Below are 18,348 nucleotides of genomic sequence, written 5' to 3'. Positions count from 1 at the left end.
ATCTCCTGTTGTTTGAAATGTGGTGCAGTGGTGTGCATCTTGGTCGATAAGCGCCACTATAGATCGTAAAAAGTTATCTGTAAACACCCATAAAATTATCTGTAGGGGTTTTTATGAGTTCTGAACTCGATGTTCAGTGGCGTATAGGTGCATCAAATGGCGTGTTAGAGCGCGTAATGTCAGCCTATGGCGTCAAGATGCAAAAGGATTTAGCTGACCTGTTGGGCATCGCTAAACACAGCGTTAGTGGCTGGGTTCAACGCGATGCAATACCCGGCAATGTCATAGTTAGGTGTTGTCTTGATACGGGTGCTGATATCAATTGGCTTGTAAGTGGTGAGCTTGCAAATGCAAAACATGAGCGAGTCGGTTGCAAGCTAAAGGGCAAAGAACTCTATGACGAGATCATGACGAACGGGGGCAAAACCGTTTTGCGCAGAATTCTTGATGCTTATGGGTTTACGATGCAAAAAGAGCTTGGTGATTTATTGGGTATTTCTTCCGGCACTATAAGCACTTGGGTCAGGCGTGACTTTTTCCCGGGCGATGTGGTGGTGACCTGCGCACTTGACACTGGCGTTTCGTTGGAGTGGCTTTCTACAGGCAAAGGCAAGATGCGAGACGGCAGGGAAAGTGAATCTCTTAGCGCCTTAACAGTAAGAAAATGTCGCCTTGAAGCTGGCGAGCTTAAAGATATTGGGCGTTGGACTCCAGACCTTACAATGGTTCCTGAAAATATTGATGAATTGATCTTTATTGATGGAGTAGGCGCATCTTGGCTTGTTGATTGTTCTAACTCAAAGATCGGTAATGGTCGTTGGCTTATTGGCATTGATGGTGCGCTCGATGTTTTTGATGTCATCAGGTTACCAGGTGGAAAGGTCAGGCTTTCAAATAAGTCTGCGGAGTTTGAATGTAATCTTTCAGACATCACACCATCAGGTGCAGTGATTTTTACTTTGGAAAAGCATGTTTAAGGAGCAGTTATGAAAAAGTTATTATTTTTGATGGCCGGTATCGCGCTTTCTTCCTCAGCCTTAGCCGCTGAGAAATTTAAAGAGATTGATAGTAAATCTCTTGGTGATAAATGGCCGCTTACCTTTGAGCATGCAAAAGTATCCTGTGTAAATAGTCACTACGTTTTTGTTTATGACACTGATACGGATGAACGCTATCCCTTAAGCGGCATGGCTAAGAACGCCGTCAAGTCTGGAAAAATGGAAGGGCGAGATTTAAAAGAAGTTCTGAAAAAAGACCCTAACGATCCATTAGAACGAGCTGATATTGCTCCTGTTTTCAGTGAAGCCATTGCGCTTTGTGAATAAAAATATTTGGCCTCGGTGTAGCTATGACAGTTAGTAAGCAAAAAAACGGTAAATGGTTATGCGAGCTTTATCCAAACGGTAGGGAAGGGCGGCGTATTCGTCGGCATTTCAATACAAAAGGTGAGGCCGAGGCATTCGAAACATTTACGAAGAATGAAAGTGAGGACAAGCCTTGGCTCGGCAAGAAAGAAGATCGCCGACGCTTAAGCGAGTTGATTCAACTCTGGCATAACCTGCACGGACAAGCTTTAGTCGCCAGTAAGTCGCGGTTAGCAAAGCTGCAAATTGTGTGTAACGGTTTGGGCGACCCAATTGCATCCCGCTTTACCGCTAAAGATTGGGCTCATTACCGCGACCGTCGACTCCGTGGGGAAATAGACAACGGATATCATAAAGACCCGGCGAAATGGGTCGCCAAACCAATAACCGTGAATCGTGAGCAGCAATATCTTATAGCTGTGTTTAATGAGCTGCGGCGGTTAGGGGAGTGGAGTTTACCCAACCCACTGGAAGGGGTACGCGTATTCAAAGAAGCCGAGAAAGAAATGTCCTGGCTAACTCTTTCTCAAATCCCTGAGCTGTTTAGAGCCTGCGAGCAATACGGCAAAGAGGATCTCACGATGATTGTCAAAGTCTGTCTTGCAACCGGCGCAAGATGGGGGGAGGCCGAGAGATTGACGCGGCCTCAACTCTCTCCCTGCAAACTGACTTTCACAAAAACCAAAGGTAAGAAAAATCGCACCGTTCCCATTCCTAAATGGTTGTATGACGAGCTAGCCGAACGTCAGGGCAGAATGTTCAAGCCCTGCTATCAGGAGTTTAAAAAGATGCTCAAACTCACGAATATCGAGCTAACTGAAGGGCAAAAGACGCATGTCCTGAGGCATACATTTGGTGCGCATTTTATGATGAACGGCGGAAACATACTGGTACTGCAGAAAATCCTCGGACATTCCAACATTCGCGAAACAATGAGATACGCGCACTTTGCTCCTGACCATTTAGAGCAAGCCGTCTCTCTCAATCCTCTTTCTCTCTATGTTGGCGGCAATATGGCGGCAGAGGTTGCATAACACTACAATTCGCTGCATTAAAAATTAACTTAACTAGTTGTTTTTTATGGTAAGTATATGTTTTTGAAAGGGTGTTATTAGGAGCGTCTGAACTAAGATTCGCTTAAGCGACATCCTGTTAGAAAGGGCTGGCCGAAAGGCTGGCCCTTTTTTTATCCCATCGCACCTCTCGAGTTAACCCTTTCTTCATAAATCATTTACAATGCTTGCCTCTTGAGTGGAGGGGAAGTGGATAACGTACTGCATCAGCCTGACCGGAAACGCGCAGCGGCATTGATCGCGCTGTTTGCGATCCTGCTGATCGTGGTGGCGCCGCTGATCTCCGTCTCATTGCAGAAAGATCCCATGAGCGCCATGCCGGGTATGCATCATGACATGAGCATGATGTCGATGGACGAGCATCACGTTGATATGCCGCACACGATGCCTGTCGACCATGCGGAAGCCTGTGGCTACTGCGTGCTGTTAGCGCATGTCCCTGGCGTGATGCTGGCGCTCATCGTCCTGCTCAGCGTGGTGCTGCAGAGGCTTCGCGTTAAGCCGCCGCGTCAGGCGGTCAACCACTGGCACTTCTTCCCCTGGCTTTACCCGGATACCCGCGCGCCGCCGCGGCAGTCTGCTTTTTCCCTTTAAAAACAAAATCGATAACTTTTTGCCTTAAAAAGGAAAAGTATGACTACCTGCACCTCGCGCGCGGCATGGGGAAACCTGCTGCGTCGCCTTCATTTCTACGTTGGGCTGTTTGTCGGCCCGTTTATCTTCTTCGCCGCGCTGACCGGGACGCTGTATGTGGCGACCCCGCAGCTGGAGAATGCGCTCTACCGACACGCGCTCCACGCGGATTCCGTGGGCGAGCCGCAGCCTCTGGCCGAACAAATCGCCGTGGCGGAAAAAACCGTTGGATCAGATTTACGTTTGCACGCCGTTCGTCCGGGGCTGGCTGAAGGCGAAACCACCCGCGTGATGTTCGCTGACCCGAAACTTGGGCCATCGGAGAACCGCGCTATCTTCGTGGATCCGGTAAGCCTGACGGTACTGGGAGATATGACGGTATACGGCACCAGCGGGATTTTACCGCTGCGTCAGACCATTGATTACCTCCACACCTCTCTGATGTTGGGCGACGTGGGGAGGCTCTACAGCGAGCTTGCAGCCTCCTGGATGTGGGTTGCCGCGCTGGGCGGTATTGCCCTGTGGTTTTATACCCGACCCAAACGGCGGATCAACAATCGCTTCCAGAACCGGCGTCGGGTGCACGTGACGCTGGGCTGGGTTCTGCTGGGTGGAATGCTGCTGTTCTCCGCAACCGGCCTGACCTGGTCCCAGTGGGCTGGCGGGAACGTGGATAAGCTGCGTGCAGAGATGAACTGGCTCACCCCGCAGGTGAACACGACGCTATCCGGCCAACATGAGGTTATGGATGAACATGCCGACCATCGCGGTCATCACGGTGGGATGATGATGCCGGAAATGGCGATGGATTTGACGCAGTTTGACGGGGTATTAAGCGCGGCGCGTAACGCGGGGATTGATGCCAGCAAGCTGGAGATCCGCCCGGCGAAAACAATGGATCGTGCCTGGACCGTAACGGAAATCGATCGCAGCTGGCCGACTCAGGTGGACGCCGTTGCGGTAGATCCCCATACGATGCAGGTCCTGGACAGAACCCGATTCGAGGATTTCCCGTTAATGGCAAAACTGACCCGCTGGGGCGTGGATTTCCATATGGGGATCTTATTCGGCCTGGTGAATCAGCTGCTGCTCGTGGCGTTCGGCCTCGCCCTGTGCGTGCTCATTATCTGGGGATACCGGATGTGGTGGATGCGTCGTCCTGCGCAATCGGCAGTGAGTCCGGTACAGACGCTTTGTCAGAGCTGGCTGGCGCTGTCAGGATGGGGAAGAGGGGTTACGCTGATAATCAGCGTACTGCTGGGGCTGGCCCTGCCGGTGATGGGCGTGAGTCTGGCGCTGTTTATTCTGGTGGACTGGCTGCGCTGGCGAGCGGCAACCAGGGTGACGCTCGCCGAATCATCCGCTAAATAACCCTATGGCGTGCTGATCACCACTGCGACGCGGCGGTTTTCAGCGCGCCCTTGCGGGGTACTGTTGCTCGCCACCGGGTATTTTTGACCTAATCCTCGCGTGGTGAGATTGCTGCGCGGGATATTTGCACCCTTCGCCCAGGCATCGGCCACGGCGTTGGCGCGTTTTAACGACAGCGCTTCGTTGTAGCTTTCTTCCCCGTAGTTATCCGTGTGACCGTCCATTCGCGCATGGGTCAGGCCGGTTTCCGCCAGGCGAGAGGCCATGGACTGGATCTGCGTTTCACTCTCAGAACGCAGTCTGGCGTCATTTTTATCAAACAGGATGGTGTCCGACATGCCAAGCGACCAGTCACCGTTCAGTTCGTTAAAACCGTAAGACTTCATCGCCGCAATTTGCTCAGGAGTGAATTTGCCTTCCGGCGGCGACTGACAGCCTGCCAGAACCAGTGAGGCCAGTACTAACGGCGCGAAGTAACGTTTTAACATAGTGTATCCTTTCTAACTTATTGTTTTCGTACGCTGGTTTTTAACCTGGTACATATTGCGGTCAGCCCTCTCCAGTAATGCTTCCACGGAAGCATTTTCCCACGCCAGAGCAAAGCCAATGCTGAGTGACATCGATGCTTTTTGCCCGTTATGAAGATCAAACGGACGAATAAACTGCTGCGAAAGCGCAGCACAAATGTGTTGAACCTCAAGCTCAGAGTGAACGCCGTACAGCACCATGGCAAATTCGTCACCGCCAAGACGGTAAGACTGATGACGTTTGTCGCCAAACTCCATCATCCTGCTGGCGACTTCGATCAGCACGCAGTCTCCTGCCGCGTGGCCCCAGGTGTCGTTAATAAACTTAAAGTTATCACCGTCGAGGAAGAGCAGGGCCGAGTTTGTTCTGGCTGAAGGGTCGTTCATTAAGGCCGCAATGCTGTTACGAAACGCTGCGCGGTTGGCAAGACCGGTGAGCGGGTCGTGCATGGCGGTCCGCAACAGCTGGGCGTTTTTCGCCTGGAGTTTCAGCTGCCACTCTTCCATTTCATCCAGAAGACTGTTGAAGTCTTCGCCAAACTGGTGAAACTCTTCGATACGCCCGTCTTTCACCCGGCGGGAGAAGTTGCGGTTTGTGCGTACGTCATGCACGACGTCGGTAATGTTCTGCAGGGCCATAACCATCCCACGATGCAAAGACTGGGTAATGATAAGCGCGACGACGGCGGCAAAGAGAATGCAGCCGGTAAGTACGGCAAACGACGTCCAGATGAAGTGGCTGATCAAACTGTCACGCGCGGTAAGGCGGATTTCGCCGATCCTTAAGCCGTTATGCATGATGGGCTGCGCAACCGGTACGGGGAAAAGCCAGCGGCTGACCAGTGCGCCCAGCGTGTCGTTGTTATCTTCCGGGTTCCAGGACCAGTAGGCAAACCGCTTTTTATGCGCGTTAATCACCTCCGCCGCGGCAAACTGCCCCTGTTTGCCCAGGGCTGCAAGCGTTTCGTTTGCCGCCAGCGAGTCGTTGAAAACCAGCGAGGCTTCCAGGCTGTGGCTCATTGTGGCGCCGGTTAATTCGAGGTTCTTTTGCGCATATTGTTTTAACGTCACGACGGAAGCAAAACAGAGCAACAGCCATATTAACGTCATTGTGATAATGACGCTTATCATGCTGTTTCGCCTCAACGTTCTTTTAAACGTCGGACGTGGCGTTGAAGTGAAATCTTTATCCATGCTGCTTATTCCGTGCCAGCATTAATACATCCGGATTGACTCTTACGCCACTGCGCGTCAACGCATCCAGGTTGACGGAAAACCGTACCTGGCCGCGATCGATCATCAGGCAAAAGGCACTGCCAATTACACATTCCGGATTTTGCTCTGAGATTAATAGCAACGCTCTGCCCTGATATTGACTTATTAATTCAAGTTGTTTTGCCGGTGATTCAGACCCGAAATAAATCGCATCACACGTCGCGGCCAGAGCTTCCTGATCGTTACGTACAATAACGGGAGTATAGGGTAACTCGTTGTGCCCTTCGTCGCCGCTGAGCGCGTGCGTATAGTGAGAAGTGGCATAGACGCAAAGTTTAGGCTGCCCGGAAAGTGACGGCCATCGCGTATAGCTCACAATGCCTGAGACAATCGAGCGTACCGATTTATCCGTTTCCGTAAGCGTGCCTGCCGCCGCAGGGCCCACCATAAGGAACAGCATTAACACCAGAGTGAGTCGGAAAAAAGAGATCAAGAATAAATTTCTCACCAGAATCCGCCACATCGCTCCGGAAATAGATGTCCTTGAGAGTTGCGGGCAGAATACCATTGTTTATCAGAGCCGTCATTATGTCAGAAATAGCATCAGGCCAATCTAAGCTAAATCCTACAGTTGTTTATTTTTCGGTGGATAAAAATAGACTTAATTAAGTCTGCTGGAACGCATACTTTCATCCATCCCTTCCTGCCATGACGCACGCAGTTTTGCCGCGTTTTCGGCAGTATCGCAACTGGCAGGGAAAGATTTGCCCGCTAATCCCCAGGCGTGAATAAACCCTTCTTCGCAGACTTTCTTTTGGCCGTCAGCGTAGCCGCGAAGATATTCACTACGATCAACGTGGGTGTCGTTAAAACTATCGGCCAGGGTCTGGTTATCTTTAACCGGCAGGCCATTCATGGCGTCTTCTTTACCTGCATCAAACCAGGAGGGACTGGTCCAGTCGGGCTGAAAGGTATAAGGATTGATCTGGCAGCCCGTTAAAAACAGCGACAACAGCATGAGAGCAATTGAACGCATAGCCATTCTCCTTTTTTCTTCAGCATAGCCTGGCTTAAGAATATATGTCTGTAATTTAAAGTTTACGTTTTTGGCGGCTGTTTTTTGCAATAAATTGGCTTATGTAAAGTAATGTGTACGTATTTTGGATTGAAATGTTTACTTTTTATGGTATCGTGGTTTCACCTCATTGAGGAAAACAACTATCGCAAACGAGCTTTACAGGATCGCCATCATGCAAAAAGACGCGCTGAACAACGTACATATCACTGACGAACAGGTTTTAATTACCCCGGATCAACTGAAAGCAGAATTTCCGCTGAGCGTCGCGCAGGAGGCTCAGATTGAGCACTCGCGTCAGACCATCTCAAATATCATCGCCGGCCGCGATCCGCGCCTGCTGGTGGTGTGTGGTCCTTGCTCCATTCACGATCCTGAAACCGCCATTGAGTACGCTCGTCGATTTAAAGCATTAGCGGAGGAGGTCAGCGATAGCCTCTATCTGGTGATGCGCGTCTATTTTGAGAAGCCACGTACTACCGTCGGCTGGAAAGGGTTGATTAACGATCCGCACATGGATGGCTCGTTTGATGTGGAAGCAGGCCTGAAGATTGCGCGTCGCCTGCTGGTGGAGCTGGTCAGCATGGGGCTGCCGCTGGCAACCGAAGCGCTGGATCCGAACAGCCCGCAGTACCTGGGCGATCTGTTCAGCTGGTCCGCGATTGGCGCGCGTACCACGGAATCGCAAACCCACCGCGAGATGGCGTCTGGCCTGTCGATGCCGGTTGGCTTTAAAAACGGTACCGATGGCAGCCTGGCGACGGCGATTAATGCCATGCGCGCTGCCGCCATGCCGCACCGTTTCGTCGGTATCAACCAGGCAGGCCAGGTATGCCTCCTGCAAACGCAGGGTAACCCGGACGGCCACGTGATCCTGCGCGGCGGTAAAGCCCCTAACTACAGCCCGGCGGACGTGGCCCAGTGTGAAAAAGAGATGGAGCAGGCGGGACTGCGCCCGGCACTGATGGTAGATTGCAGTCATGGTAACTCGAATAAAGATTACCGTCGCCAGCCTGCGGTTGCGGAATCCGTGGTCGCACAGATCAAAGATGGCAATCGTTCGATTATCGGTCTGATGATTGAAAGCAATATTCATGAAGGCAATCAATCATCTGAACAACCGCGCAGCGCCATGAAGCACGGCGTCTCCGTGACGGATGCCTGCATCAGCTGGGAGACGACCGATGCACTGCTGCGTGAGATCCATAAAGATTTAAACGGCCAGCTGGCGACGCGTCTGGCTTAAGAGGGTAGTTATGGTTGCTGAATTGACCGCACTGCGCGATCAAATTGATGAAGTGGATAAGGCGCTGCTGGATCTGCTGGCGCGCCGCATGGCGCTGGTTGCCGAAGTCGGTGAGGTGAAAAGCAAATACGGCCTGCCGATTTACGTCCCGGAGCGCGAAGCCTCTATGCTCGCCTCCCGCCGTAAAGAGGCGCAGGCGCTGGGCGTTTCGCCGGATTTGATTGAGGATGTTCTGCGTCGCGTGATGCGGGAGTCCTATTCCAGCGAAAACGACAAGGGCTTTAAAACTCTCTGTCCTTCCCTGCGTCCGGTCGTGATTGTCGGCGGTGCTGGGCAGATGGGGCGCCTGTTTGAAAAGATGCTTACGCTTTCTGGCTATCAGGTGCGCATTCTGGAAAAAGAGGACTGGGCGCATGCTCCGGAACTCATGAAAGATGCAGGGATGGTTATCGTCAGCGTGCCGATCCACGTGACGGAGCAAATCATCGGGAAGCTGCCTCCTTTACCGAAAGATTGCATCCTGGTGGATCTGGCCTCCGTCAAAAATGGTCCGCTGCAGGCAATGCTGGCTGCTCATACGGGTCCGGTGCTGGGTCTGCACCCGATGTTTGGCCCGGACAGCGGCAGCCTGGCTAAGCAGGTGGTGGTTTACTGCGACGGTCGTCAGCCGGAAGCCTATCAGTGGTTCCTGGAACAGATTCAGGTATGGGGGGCACGACTGCACCGCATCAGCGCGGTTGAGCACGACCAGAACATGGCGTTCATTCAGGCGCTGCGCCACTTTGCCACGTTTGCCTACGGTCTGCATCTGGCGGAAGAGAACGTACAGCTTGAACAGCTTCTGGCGCTCTCTTCACCTATCTATCGTCTGGAGCTGGCGATGGTCGGGCGTCTCTTTGCGCAGGATCCGCAGCTTTACGCGGACATTATTATGTCCTCCGAGAACAACCTGGCGCTGATCAAGCGCTACTATCAGCGCTTTGGTGAAGCCATTACGCTGCTGGAGCACGGAGACAAGCAGGCGTTTATCGATAGCTTCCGCAAGGTCGAGCACTGGTTTGGCGATTACGCGCAGCGTTTCCAGAATGAGAGTCGGACTTTATTGCGCCAGGCAAATGACAGTCGCCAGTAATGCGATGATGTATATACTGAAAGCCAGCAATGCTGGCTTTTTTCATTTTGGGGAACTGTCATGGCCGAACCGCAGCTGCTGTTGAATTACACCGGGCATTTGCCTGAATGCCCGACTTGGAGCGCCGAAGAGCAGGCACTCTACTGGGCCGATATTCTGGAAGGAGAGATCCACCGCTACCATCTGCCGACGGCGGAACACACCGTACTCTCTTTCCACGAGGAGGTGGGCTGTTTCGCGTTGCGCGAGCAGGGTGGTTTTATCGTTGCGATGAGAACGGGTATCTGGCTGACCGATAAACACGGCCTGCTGCGCCGCAAGGTGTGTGATAACCCCTCTAACCCGCAGCTGGCGCGTTTTAACGATGGAGGTACCGATCACCAGGGCCGCTTCTATGCGGGCACGTTCTGGGGGCCGGGAGATTACAACGGCGCCCTGCTGATGCGCATCGACAACGACCTGACGCCGAAGGTGATCCAGTGCGATATCCACGGGCATAACGGCTTAGCGTTTAGCCCGGATAAGCAGTGGATGTTTTCCTCAGACACGCCCAACGGTGTTATTTACCGTACCCCGCTTGATGAGCAGGGCGAGCCGGGTAAGCGAGAGGTGTTTCGTCAGTTTAAAGAGGGCGAGGGGATACCGGACGGCGCGGCGATGGATGTGGAAGGCTGTTACTGGAGCGCGCTGTTTGACGGCTGGCGCATCGCGCGTTTTTCACCGCAAGGGGAGCAGCTGGAAGAGTATCGCATGCCGGTGCGTTGCCCGACGATGGTCTGCTTTGGCGGCGATGACATGAAAACGCTGTTTATTACCACCACGCGGGAGAATATGGAGGCGGAGGAGGTGGCGAAATATCCGCTTTCCGGGGCCATCTTCACCCTGCCGGTGGGCGTGGCAGGGATGAAGAAAAGCCGCTTTATCGAACGTTAGATTGGATCGACCGGCACGACGTTTTCGCTCGGGTAGCAGCCCAGCACCTTCATGGAACGCGTGATCTCGCCCAGCTCGCGGAGAGCTTTCTGCATGGAAGCGGACTCCAGGTTGGCCTGGATGTCGAGGTAAAACATCTCTTCCCACGGGTTACCGTGGATTGGGCGTGATTCCAGCCTGGTCATGATCAGGTTGTGATTACGCAGCACCAGCAGGGCTTCAACCAGCGCACCGGCCTGTTGGCCAGTTGCCATCAGCAGCGTGGTTTTGGCCGGTACCTGGTCAGACACATTGATTGCCTTGCGGGCCAGCACCACGAAGCGGGTAATGTTTTGCGTCTGGTTTGCCAGGTTGCGTTCCAGCACCTGCAGGCCATACAGCGCGCCGCCCGCTTCGCTGCCGAGCGCCGCGACGGTGGGGGAATTAGCCTGCGCCACTTTTTCCATCGCCGCCGAGGTGCTTTCGGTGTACTCAATTTTCCAGTTCGGATAGCGGTTCAGGAACTGGCTGCACTGCTGGAACGGCTGCGGATGACTGTAAACCGTTTCGATCGTGTTCAGGTCCGTTGAGCCGGATACCAGCACGCAGTGATCGATAGGGATCGTCAGCTCGCCGACCAGCGACAGGCTGGTGTGCTGCAGCAAATCGTAGACGTCGTTGATGGCGCCGGAACTGGTGTTTTCAATCGGCACCACGGCGTAATCCGCCTGGCCGGTCTCGACCTGGTTAAAAATGTCGGCAAACTTCGCGCAGCCGCTCTCAATAAATTCTTCGAAATGGCGTGCAGCGTACTGACGTGCGGCCAGGTGAGAATAAGAGCCCTTCGGTCCCAGGAAGGCGATACGCGCAGAGTGTGGATTGGTTTTATTGAGGTGCTGCTGGAGTAACGCTTGCTGGGTCAGAACGGAGTCTTCAATGATGAGCTGGAACAACCGGGTTATGTAGTGGGCATTGAGGTGATGCGCTTTGCCGAGCTGAATGAGACGTTCCAGAAGATCCCGCTCGCGGTCGATATCACGGACCGGACGATGGGAGTCCAGCTTGGCTTTGCCTACTTCAACGGCAAGGGCGCGGCGTTCGGCCAGCAGCGCCAGCAGTTTCTCATCCAGCGCGCTGATTTTTACGCGCAGATCCAGTAACGGGTTTTCCGGTGTCATAGTGTTGCCTGTCTCATTTTATCGTTATCAATAAAAAAGGCCCCCCGGTGTGGGAGGCCTTGTTGTTCGTCTTCGCATTCTTTATCACACGACGAAACGCCTCCCGTTCAGGGGAAGGTAAAAAAGAATGCGAAGAAGAACGGCGTAAGTTTCATAAAGTCATCCTGCGATTGATACCGTTAAAGTACCTGTACTGTTTTCACCCTGTCAATAAAAAACAAAAAACGCGCCCGAAGGCGCGTTGGCGGTACACTCAATTTAAAGGATTACTCTTCTTCAACTTCTTCCGCGAAGCTGGCGTCTTTCACCGACGTTGCGGCGCGACGGGCTTCACCTTTGTGTTGCACTTTATTGAGCTGCCGTTCCAGCTTGTTGATCAAATCGTTAATAGCGGTGTACATATCCTCATGTTTTGCGCTGGCGACCAGATGGCCGTTTGGAGTATTGATAGTTGCGTCAGCGATGAAACCCTGCGGCTCCTTGGACAGGATGATATGTGGATTAATCAAATGAGTTTGCCATTTATCCAGTTTGGCGAGACGGTCTGCGACGTGCTGGCGAATTGCCGGAGTAATTTCCATTTGTTTACTGGTAATGTTCATTGTCATAAATTTTACCTCTTGTCTTTCCGTCTTGGTGATTCCAGCATACCCGACCCAATGTCAAAATGTGTGATTTAGATCACGTTATTTTGTCGGTTTTTGTCAGGGAATCTTTTTTGTGAGGCAGGGCAGGAAGAGGTGAGATTTACCTTGTAGAAGGCATAAATTGGGGCCATAGTTGACAAGATGTGTTGAGGCTAACGCGCTTCAGCGACGCTCAGAAACGAATAAAAAAACGGCAGCCAGCGGGCTGCCGTTTTGCATTGAGGCAAAATCAGGTGTTGCTGCTGTTCGCGGCGATGATTTTCGCCACTTTTTCAGCCTGAGCGGTCATCTGCATCTGACGGTAAGCATTTTCCATCAGCTTCAGGCCGTCGCGCGTTGCCTGAGTATCCGGGTAATCGCGCAGCATACCTTCTACGCGGTTAACCACGGCAACCCATGCGCCACGGCGGGTATAATATTCCGCCACGGAGTATTCATATTTCGCCAGACGATCTTTCAGGAACACCAGACGTTTGGTAGCGTCAGTCACGTACTGGCTGTTCGGATAGCCGCGCACCAGCTTGGAGAAGTCATTGAAGGCATCACGCGCATGCTGCGGGTCACGGTCAGAACGATCCACGCCGAAGAAGCCCTGCAGCGCACTGTCGTCCAGAGCCATGTTGGTGAGGCCGCGCATGTACATGACGTAGTCGATGTTAGGATGAGTCGGGTTCAGACGCATGAAACGATCGATGGTTGCCTGAGCCAGCGGCAGATCGGCATTTTTATAGTATGCGTAGATGAGATCTAACTGTACCTGCTGCGAATACGGACCAAATGGATAGCGATTATCCAACGCTTCCAGTTGCGTTATCGCCTGTTTCCAGTTACCGTCCTGCAACTTTTGTTGTGCAGTCGCATAGATTTCATTCGGCGGATTGTCAGGGACCTGTTCATTTGAACCGGAGCAGCCCACCAAAGCCAGGCTCAACGTGGCCGCTGCCACCAGATATTTCATGCGCGTCATGACGTTTTGACTTTCCTCAAATGTTTGTCCGGGAGAAACTCTGTTCCTGCTCCCGATTAAGACCAGCTACAATAGCACACTATATTAAACGGCAAAGCCGTAAAACCCAACGTTAAACGAAGAAGCAGTTTATGGCACAACGAGTAGAACTCACCGCAACAGTCTCCGAAAATCAGCTCGGTCAACGCTTAGATCAGGCTTTGGCCGAATTGTTCCCTGATTATTCGCGTTCACGCATAAAAGAATGGATCCTTGACCAGCGCGTGATGGTAAACGGCAAGATCTGGGACAAACCAAAAGAGAAAGTTTTAGGTGGGGAAGCTGTCGCCATCAATGCTGAAATCGAAGAGGAAATCCGCTTCGAGCCGCAGGATATCCCACTGGACATCGTCTATGAAGATGATGACATTCTGGTAATCAACAAGCCGCGTGACCTGGTTGTTCATCCGGGCGCGGGGAATCCTGACGGTACGGTACTTAACGCGCTTCTCCATTACTATCCGCCGATCGCGGATGTTCCGCGCGCGGGCATTGTGCACCGTCTGGATAAAGACACTACCGGTCTGATGGTGGTGGCGAAGACCGTTCCTGCTCAGACACGTCTGGTGGAGTCGTTACAGCTGCGCGAAATCACCCGTGAATATGAGGCGGTAGCCATTGGGCATATGACCTCAGGCGGTACGGTAGAAGAGCCTATCAGCCGTCACCCAACCAAGCGTACCCATATGTCGGTGCATCCGATGGGTAAACCGGCGGTGACGCATTACCGCATTATGGAGCACTTCCGTATTCATACGCGCCTGCGTCTGCGTCTGGAGACCGGACGTACTCACCAGATCCGCGTGCATATGGCCCACATTACCCATCCGCTGGTGGGGGATCAGGTCTACGGTGGTCGTCCACGTCCGCCTAAGGGCGCGTCGGATGAGTTCATCAGCGTATTGCGTAAATTCGATCGTCAGGCGCTGCACGCGACCATGCTGCGCCTTTACCATCCGATCACCGGTATTCAGATGGAGTGGCATGCGCCTATCCCGCAGGATATGGTGGACCTTATTGACGCGATGCGTACTGATTTCGAAGAACATAAGGATCAAGTGGACTGGTTATGACCAAACTGATTGTCCCGGAGTGGCCATTGCCTGCCGGCGTGGCCGCCTGCAGTTCAACACGTATTGGCGGTGTTAGCCAGGGCGCGTGGGAGTCGTTGAACCTCGGCGCTCACTGTGGCGATAACCTGGAACATGTTGAAGAGAACCGCAGACGTCTGTTTGCTGCGGGGAACCTGCCGTCGAAACCGGTCTGGCTGGAACAGGTTCATGGCAAGGCGGTGCTGAAGTTGACGGAGGAACCCTTTGCTTCTAAACGCGCTGATGCCTCTTACAGCAATACTCCGGGAACCGTTTGTGCCGTGATGACCGCAGATTGTCTGCCGGTGCTTTTCTGTAACCGTTCAGGCACTGAGGTGGCTGCAGCACACGCGGGCTGGCGTGGACTGTGTGAAGGCGTGCTGGAAGAGACAGTTGCCTGCTTTAAGGATGAGCCCGCCAATATTATGGCCTGGCTTGGCCCGGCCATTGGTCCTCGCGCTTTTGAAGTGGGGCCGGAGGTTCGCGAAGCCTTTATGGATAAAGATCCGCAAGCGGTGGACGCCTTCCTGCCTTCTGGAGATAAATATCTGGCCGATATTTACCAGCTTGCTCGTCAGCGCCTGAACAGCGTCGGCATAACGCAGATCTTCGGCGGTGATCGCTGTACATTCACCGAAAAGGGTGATTTTTTCTCTTATCGCCGCGACAAGACGACGGGGCGTATGGCAAGTTTCATTTGGCTGATATAACCTAAAGAATCAAGACGATCCGGCACGTGCCGTTTTCTTTTCACATAATTCAGGTCATTAACCTTGAATAATTGAGGGATGACCTCATTTAATCTCCAGTAGCAAATTTGACCTGTTATGGGAGGAGTTATGCGTCTGGATCGTCTTACTAATAAATTCCAGCTTGCTCTCGCCGATGCCCAGTCCCTCGCACTGGGGCACGACAACCAATTTATCGAACCTCTTCATTTAATGAGCGCCTTGCTGAATCAGGAAGGGGGATCGGTACGTCCTTTATTAACGTCCGCTGGCATTAATGCTGGCCAGTTACGCACCGCTATCGATCAGGCGCTGAGCCGTTTACCGCAGGTCGAAGGGACCGGCGGCGACGTTCAGCCGTCGCAGGATCTGGTACGCGTCCTGAACCTTTGCGACAAGCTGGCGCAAAAACGTGGGGACAACTTTATTTCGTCAGAGCTGTTTGTTCTGGCGGCGCTTGAATCACGCGGTACCTTGACCGACCTGCTGAAATCTGCCGGTGCGACCACCGCCAATGTGACTCAGGCGATTGAGAACATGCGCGGAGGTGAAAGCGTGAACGATCAGGGAGCCGAAGACCAACGTCAGGCTTTGAAGAAATTTACGGTCGATCTGACCGAGCGTGCTGAACAGGGCAAACTTGACCCGGTGATCGGCCGTGATGAAGAAATTCGTCGTACCATTCAGGTACTGCAACGTCGTACCAAGAACAACCCGGTACTGATAGGTGAACCGGGTGTTGGTAAAACCGCGATTGTTGAAGGACTGGCGCAGCGTATTGTGAACGGTGAAGTGCCGGAAGGGCTGAAAGGCCGCCGCGTACTGGCGCTGGATATGGGCGCGCTGGTGGCCGGTGCGAAATACCGCGGCGAGTTCGAAGAGCGCCTTAAAGGCGTGCTTAACGACCTGGCGAAGCAGGAAGGCAACGTTATCCTGTTTATCGATGAGCTGCACACGATGGTCGGTGCCGGTAAGGCTGACGGCGCGATGGATGCCGGAAACATGCTGAAACCTGCGCTGGCGCGCGGTGAACTTCATTGCGTTGGCGCCACTACGCTGGATGAGTACCGTCAGTACATTGAGAAAGATGCTGCGCTGGAACGTCGTTTCCAGAAAGTGTTTGTTGCCGAGCCAAGCGTTGAAGATACCATCGCGATCCTGCGTGGTCTGAAAGAGCGCTATGAACTGCACCACCATGTGCAGATCACTGACCCGGCCATCGTTGCGGCGGCGACGCTTTCGCATCGTTATATTGCTGACCGTCAGCTGCCGGATAAAGCGATCGACCTGATTGATGAAGCGGCGTCGAGCATTCGTATGCAGATTGACTCGAAGCCGGAAGAGCTGGACCGACTCGACCGACGCATCATTCAGCTCAAGCTGGAACAGCAGGCGCTGAAGAAAGAGTCTGATGAAGCCAGTAAGAAACGCCTCGATATGCTCAATGAAGAGCTGGACGATAAAGAGCGCCAGTATTCTGAGCTGGAAGAAGAGTGGAAAGCCGAGAAAGCCTCCCTTTCCGGTACGCAGACCATTAAAGCTGAACTCGAACAGGCAAAAATTGCCATTGAGCAGGCGCGACGCGTGGGCGATCTGGCTCGGATGTCTGAACTGCAGTACGGCAAAATTCCTGAGCTGGAAAAACAGCTTGAGATAGCGACGCAGTCAGAAGGTAAAACGATGCGTCTGTTGCGTAATAAAGTGACGGATGCCGAGATCGCGGAAGTCCTGGCGCGCTGGACCGGTATTCCCGTGGCGCGCATGCTGGAAGGCGAGCGTGAAAAACTGCTGCGCATGGAGAACGATCTCCACAATCGTGTGATTGGTCAAAACGAAGCGGTTGAGGCGGTATCGAACGCTATTCGTCGTAGCCGTGCAGGGCTGTCCGATCCAAACCGCCCGATTGGTTCGTTCCTGTTCCTGGGGCCGACGGGTGTCGGTAAAACCGAGCTGTGCAAAGCGCTGGCTAACTTTATGTTCGACAGCGACGATGCGATGGTGCGTATCGACATGTCCGAGTTTATGGAGAAACACTCCGTCTCGCGTCTGGTCGGGGCGCCTCCGGGATATGTGGGTTATGAAGAAGGTGGGTACCTGACGGAAGCGGTGCGCCGTCGTCCTTATTCCGTCATCCTGCTGGATGAGGTGGAAAAAGCGCATCCGGATGTGTTCAACATCCTGCTTCAGGTGCTGGATGATGGTCGTCTGACCGACGGGCAGGGGAGAACGGTCGACTTCCGTAATACGGTTGTCATTATGACCTCGAATCTGGGTTCCGATTTGATTCAGGAACGTTTCGGTGAACTGGACTACAGCCACATGAAGGATCTGGTGCTGGGTGTGGTAAGCCATAACTTCCGTCCGGAGTTCATCAACCGTATTGATGAAGTGGTGGTATTCCATCCTCTGGGTGAGAAACACATTGCGTCGATTGCGCAGATCCAGCTGCAGCGTCTGTACAAACGTCTGGAAGAACGTGGATATGAAATTCACATCTCCGACGATGCGCTGAAGCTGCTGAGTAAGAACGGTTACGATCCGGTGTACGGTGCGCGTCCATTGAAACGCGCTATCCAGCAGCAGATCGAAAACCCGCTGGCGCAACAGATCCTCTCCGGGGAGCTGGTTCCTGGCAAAGTTATCCGTCTGGAAGCCAACGACGATCGCATTGTGGCAGTGCAGTAAGTCACAAAACGCAAAAACGAGCCGCTTGCGGCTCGTTTTTGTTTAAAAACCAGGCGAAAATTGAGGTCTGGAGTTGGTTTTGCCTGGAAAGTGAGCAGTCAGTAAATAAATTTCACTTTATCCTTGCAGGTTCAGAATTACTCCCTATAATGCGCCTCCACTGACACGGAACAACGGCACACACGCCGCCGGGTCAGCAGAGAACAGCGTAAATAAACGCTTGACTCTGAAGCGGGAAAGCGTAATATGCACACCCCGCGCCGCTGCGAAAAGCGAAGCGGCACTGCTCTTTAACAATTTATCAGACAATCTGTGTGGGCACTCAAAGTGACATGGATTCTTAACGTCGCAAGACGAAAAATGAATACCAAGTCTCTGAGTGAACATGCGTAATTCATTACGAAGTTTAATTCACGAGCATCAAACTTAAATTGAAGAGTTTGATCATGGCTCAGATTGAACGCT

At 52.9% G+C, this 18,348-nt stretch carries 19 protein-coding genes and 1 other annotated feature; of the genes, 11 read left to right on the top strand and 8 right to left on the bottom strand.

Annotation, left to right across the window (positions count from 1 at the left end; all coding sequences use genetic code 11):
- Positions 1 to 113 precede the first annotated feature (113 nt).
- The 5 genes from F0319_RS17160 to F0319_RS17140 all read left to right on the top strand — a co-directional run bounded on the left by F0319_RS17160 (position 114) and on the right by F0319_RS17140 (position 4,441).
- Positions 114 to 977: a phage repressor protein CI gene (locus F0319_RS17160; protein WP_063960134.1), complete on the top strand. Its 864-nt coding sequence runs from the start codon at positions 114 to 116 to the stop codon at positions 975 to 977.
- 9 nt (positions 978 to 986) lie between these two features.
- A complete protein-coding gene (locus tag F0319_RS17155; protein ID WP_063960132.1) occupies positions 987 to 1,325 on the top strand; it encodes a DUF2511 domain-containing protein in 339 nt (112 codons plus the stop codon).
- Between the two features lie 23 nt (positions 1,326 to 1,348).
- Positions 1,349 to 2,398, top strand: coding sequence for a site-specific integrase (locus F0319_RS17150; protein WP_149367424.1), 1,050 nt, complete (start codon positions 1,349 to 1,351; stop codon positions 2,396 to 2,398).
- Between the two features lie 228 nt (positions 2,399 to 2,626).
- Positions 2,627 to 3,031, top strand: a complete 405-nt coding sequence (locus tag F0319_RS17145; protein ID WP_149367423.1) for a DUF2946 domain-containing protein — start codon at positions 2,627 to 2,629, stop codon at positions 3,029 to 3,031.
- A gap of 39 nt (positions 3,032 to 3,070) precedes the next feature.
- On the top strand, positions 3,071 to 4,441 hold the full coding sequence (locus tag F0319_RS17140; RefSeq protein ID WP_149367422.1) for a PepSY-associated TM helix domain-containing protein: 1,371 nt from the start codon (positions 3,071 to 3,073) through the stop codon (positions 4,439 to 4,441).
- Positions 4,442 to 4,443: 2 nt separating this feature from the next.
- Here F0319_RS17140 and F0319_RS17135 read toward each other — a convergent pair whose 3' ends face one another.
- From F0319_RS17135 to F0319_RS17120, 4 genes are all read right to left on the bottom strand, one after another.
- Complete coding sequence (locus tag F0319_RS17135; protein WP_115876096.1) at positions 4,444 to 4,929, bottom strand: OmpA family protein; 486 nt, start codon at positions 4,927 to 4,929, stop codon at positions 4,444 to 4,446.
- A gap of 12 nt (positions 4,930 to 4,941) precedes the next feature.
- On the bottom strand, positions 4,942 to 6,162 hold the full coding sequence (gene dgcN, locus F0319_RS17130) for a diguanylate cyclase DgcN/YfiN (RefSeq protein ID WP_115876095.1): 1,221 nt from the start codon (positions 6,160 to 6,162) through the stop codon (positions 4,942 to 4,944).
- Entirely contained in the window at positions 6,155 to 6,706 is a 552-nt protein-coding gene (yfiR, locus tag F0319_RS17125; protein WP_223580273.1) for a regulatory sequestration protein YfiR, read from the bottom strand. The genes dgcN and yfiR overlap by 8 nt, the downstream gene beginning before the upstream one ends.
- Positions 6,707 to 6,844: 138 nt before the next feature.
- Positions 6,845 to 7,219 carry a DUF2799 domain-containing protein gene (locus F0319_RS17120; protein WP_111964896.1) on the bottom strand — a complete coding sequence of 125 codons (375 nt, stop codon included), beginning with the start codon at positions 7,217 to 7,219 and terminating at the stop codon, positions 6,845 to 6,847.
- 214 nt (positions 7,220 to 7,433) lie between these two features.
- Between F0319_RS17120 and aroF the strand changes: the two genes are divergently transcribed.
- The 3 genes from aroF to F0319_RS17105 are packed head-to-tail and all read left to right on the top strand — an operon-like array spanning position 7,434 to position 10,569.
- Positions 7,434 to 8,504, top strand: coding sequence for a 3-deoxy-7-phosphoheptulonate synthase AroF (gene aroF, locus F0319_RS17115; protein WP_111964897.1), 1,071 nt, complete (start codon positions 7,434 to 7,436; stop codon positions 8,502 to 8,504).
- A 10-nt stretch (positions 8,505 to 8,514) separates the two neighbouring features.
- A complete protein-coding gene (tyrA, locus tag F0319_RS17110) occupies positions 8,515 to 9,636 on the top strand; it encodes a bifunctional chorismate mutase/prephenate dehydrogenase (RefSeq protein WP_111964898.1) in 1,122 nt (373 codons plus the stop codon).
- A gap of 60 nt (positions 9,637 to 9,696) precedes the next feature.
- Positions 9,697 to 10,569 (top strand): SMP-30/gluconolactonase/LRE family protein, encoded by an 873-nt coding sequence (locus tag F0319_RS17105; protein ID WP_149367421.1) that lies wholly within the window; start codon positions 9,697 to 9,699, stop codon positions 10,567 to 10,569.
- Here F0319_RS17105 and pheA read toward each other — a convergent pair.
- From pheA to bamD, 4 genes are all read right to left on the bottom strand, one after another.
- A complete protein-coding gene (pheA, locus tag F0319_RS17100) occupies positions 10,566 to 11,726 on the bottom strand; it encodes a bifunctional chorismate mutase/prephenate dehydratase (protein WP_149367420.1) in 1,161 nt (386 codons plus the stop codon). The genes F0319_RS17105 and pheA overlap by 4 nt on opposite strands.
- A 30-nt stretch (positions 11,727 to 11,756) precedes the next feature.
- Positions 11,757 to 11,882, bottom strand: a sequence feature (Phe leader region).
- Entirely contained in the window at positions 11,834 to 11,881 is a 48-nt protein-coding gene (gene pheL / locus F0319_RS17095; protein WP_100249759.1) for a pheA operon leader peptide PheL, read from the bottom strand. (Overlaps the previous feature by 48 nt.)
- Before the next feature lie 110 nt (positions 11,883 to 11,992).
- Positions 11,993 to 12,334 (bottom strand): ribosome-associated translation inhibitor RaiA, encoded by a 342-nt coding sequence (raiA, locus tag F0319_RS17090; RefSeq protein ID WP_003863162.1) that lies wholly within the window; start codon positions 12,332 to 12,334, stop codon positions 11,993 to 11,995.
- Positions 12,335 to 12,602: 268 nt separating this feature from the next.
- Positions 12,603 to 13,340 (bottom strand): outer membrane protein assembly factor BamD, encoded by a 738-nt coding sequence (bamD, locus tag F0319_RS17085; RefSeq protein WP_023308867.1) that lies wholly within the window; start codon positions 13,338 to 13,340, stop codon positions 12,603 to 12,605.
- A gap of 131 nt (positions 13,341 to 13,471) precedes the next feature.
- Between bamD and rluD the strand changes: the two genes are divergently transcribed.
- The 3 genes from rluD (at position 13,472) to clpB (ending at position 17,883) form a co-directional block, all read left to right on the top strand.
- Positions 13,472 to 14,452: a 23S rRNA pseudouridine(1911/1915/1917) synthase RluD gene (gene rluD / locus F0319_RS17080; protein WP_149367419.1), complete on the top strand. Its 981-nt coding sequence runs from the start codon at positions 13,472 to 13,474 to the stop codon at positions 14,450 to 14,452.
- The gene (yfiH, locus tag F0319_RS17075) at positions 14,449 to 15,180 is read left to right on the top strand and encodes a purine nucleoside phosphorylase YfiH (RefSeq protein ID WP_149367418.1); all 732 of its coding nucleotides are present in this window, start codon (positions 14,449 to 14,451) and stop codon (positions 15,178 to 15,180) included. Before rluD ends, yfiH begins: the two co-directional genes overlap by 4 nt.
- Positions 15,181 to 15,309: 129 nt before the next feature.
- Complete coding sequence (clpB, locus tag F0319_RS17070) at positions 15,310 to 17,883, top strand: ATP-dependent chaperone ClpB (RefSeq protein ID WP_045909253.1); 2,574 nt, start codon at positions 15,310 to 15,312, stop codon at positions 17,881 to 17,883.
- Positions 17,884 to 18,348 lie beyond the last annotated feature (465 nt).

This window comes from Enterobacter vonholyi, assembly GCF_008364555.1.
GTDB classification, from domain to species: domain Bacteria; phylum Pseudomonadota; class Gammaproteobacteria; order Enterobacterales; family Enterobacteriaceae; genus Enterobacter; species Enterobacter vonholyi.
Note: the sequence above shows the minus strand (reverse complement) of the source record. Positions and strands in the feature narration are given on the sequence as shown.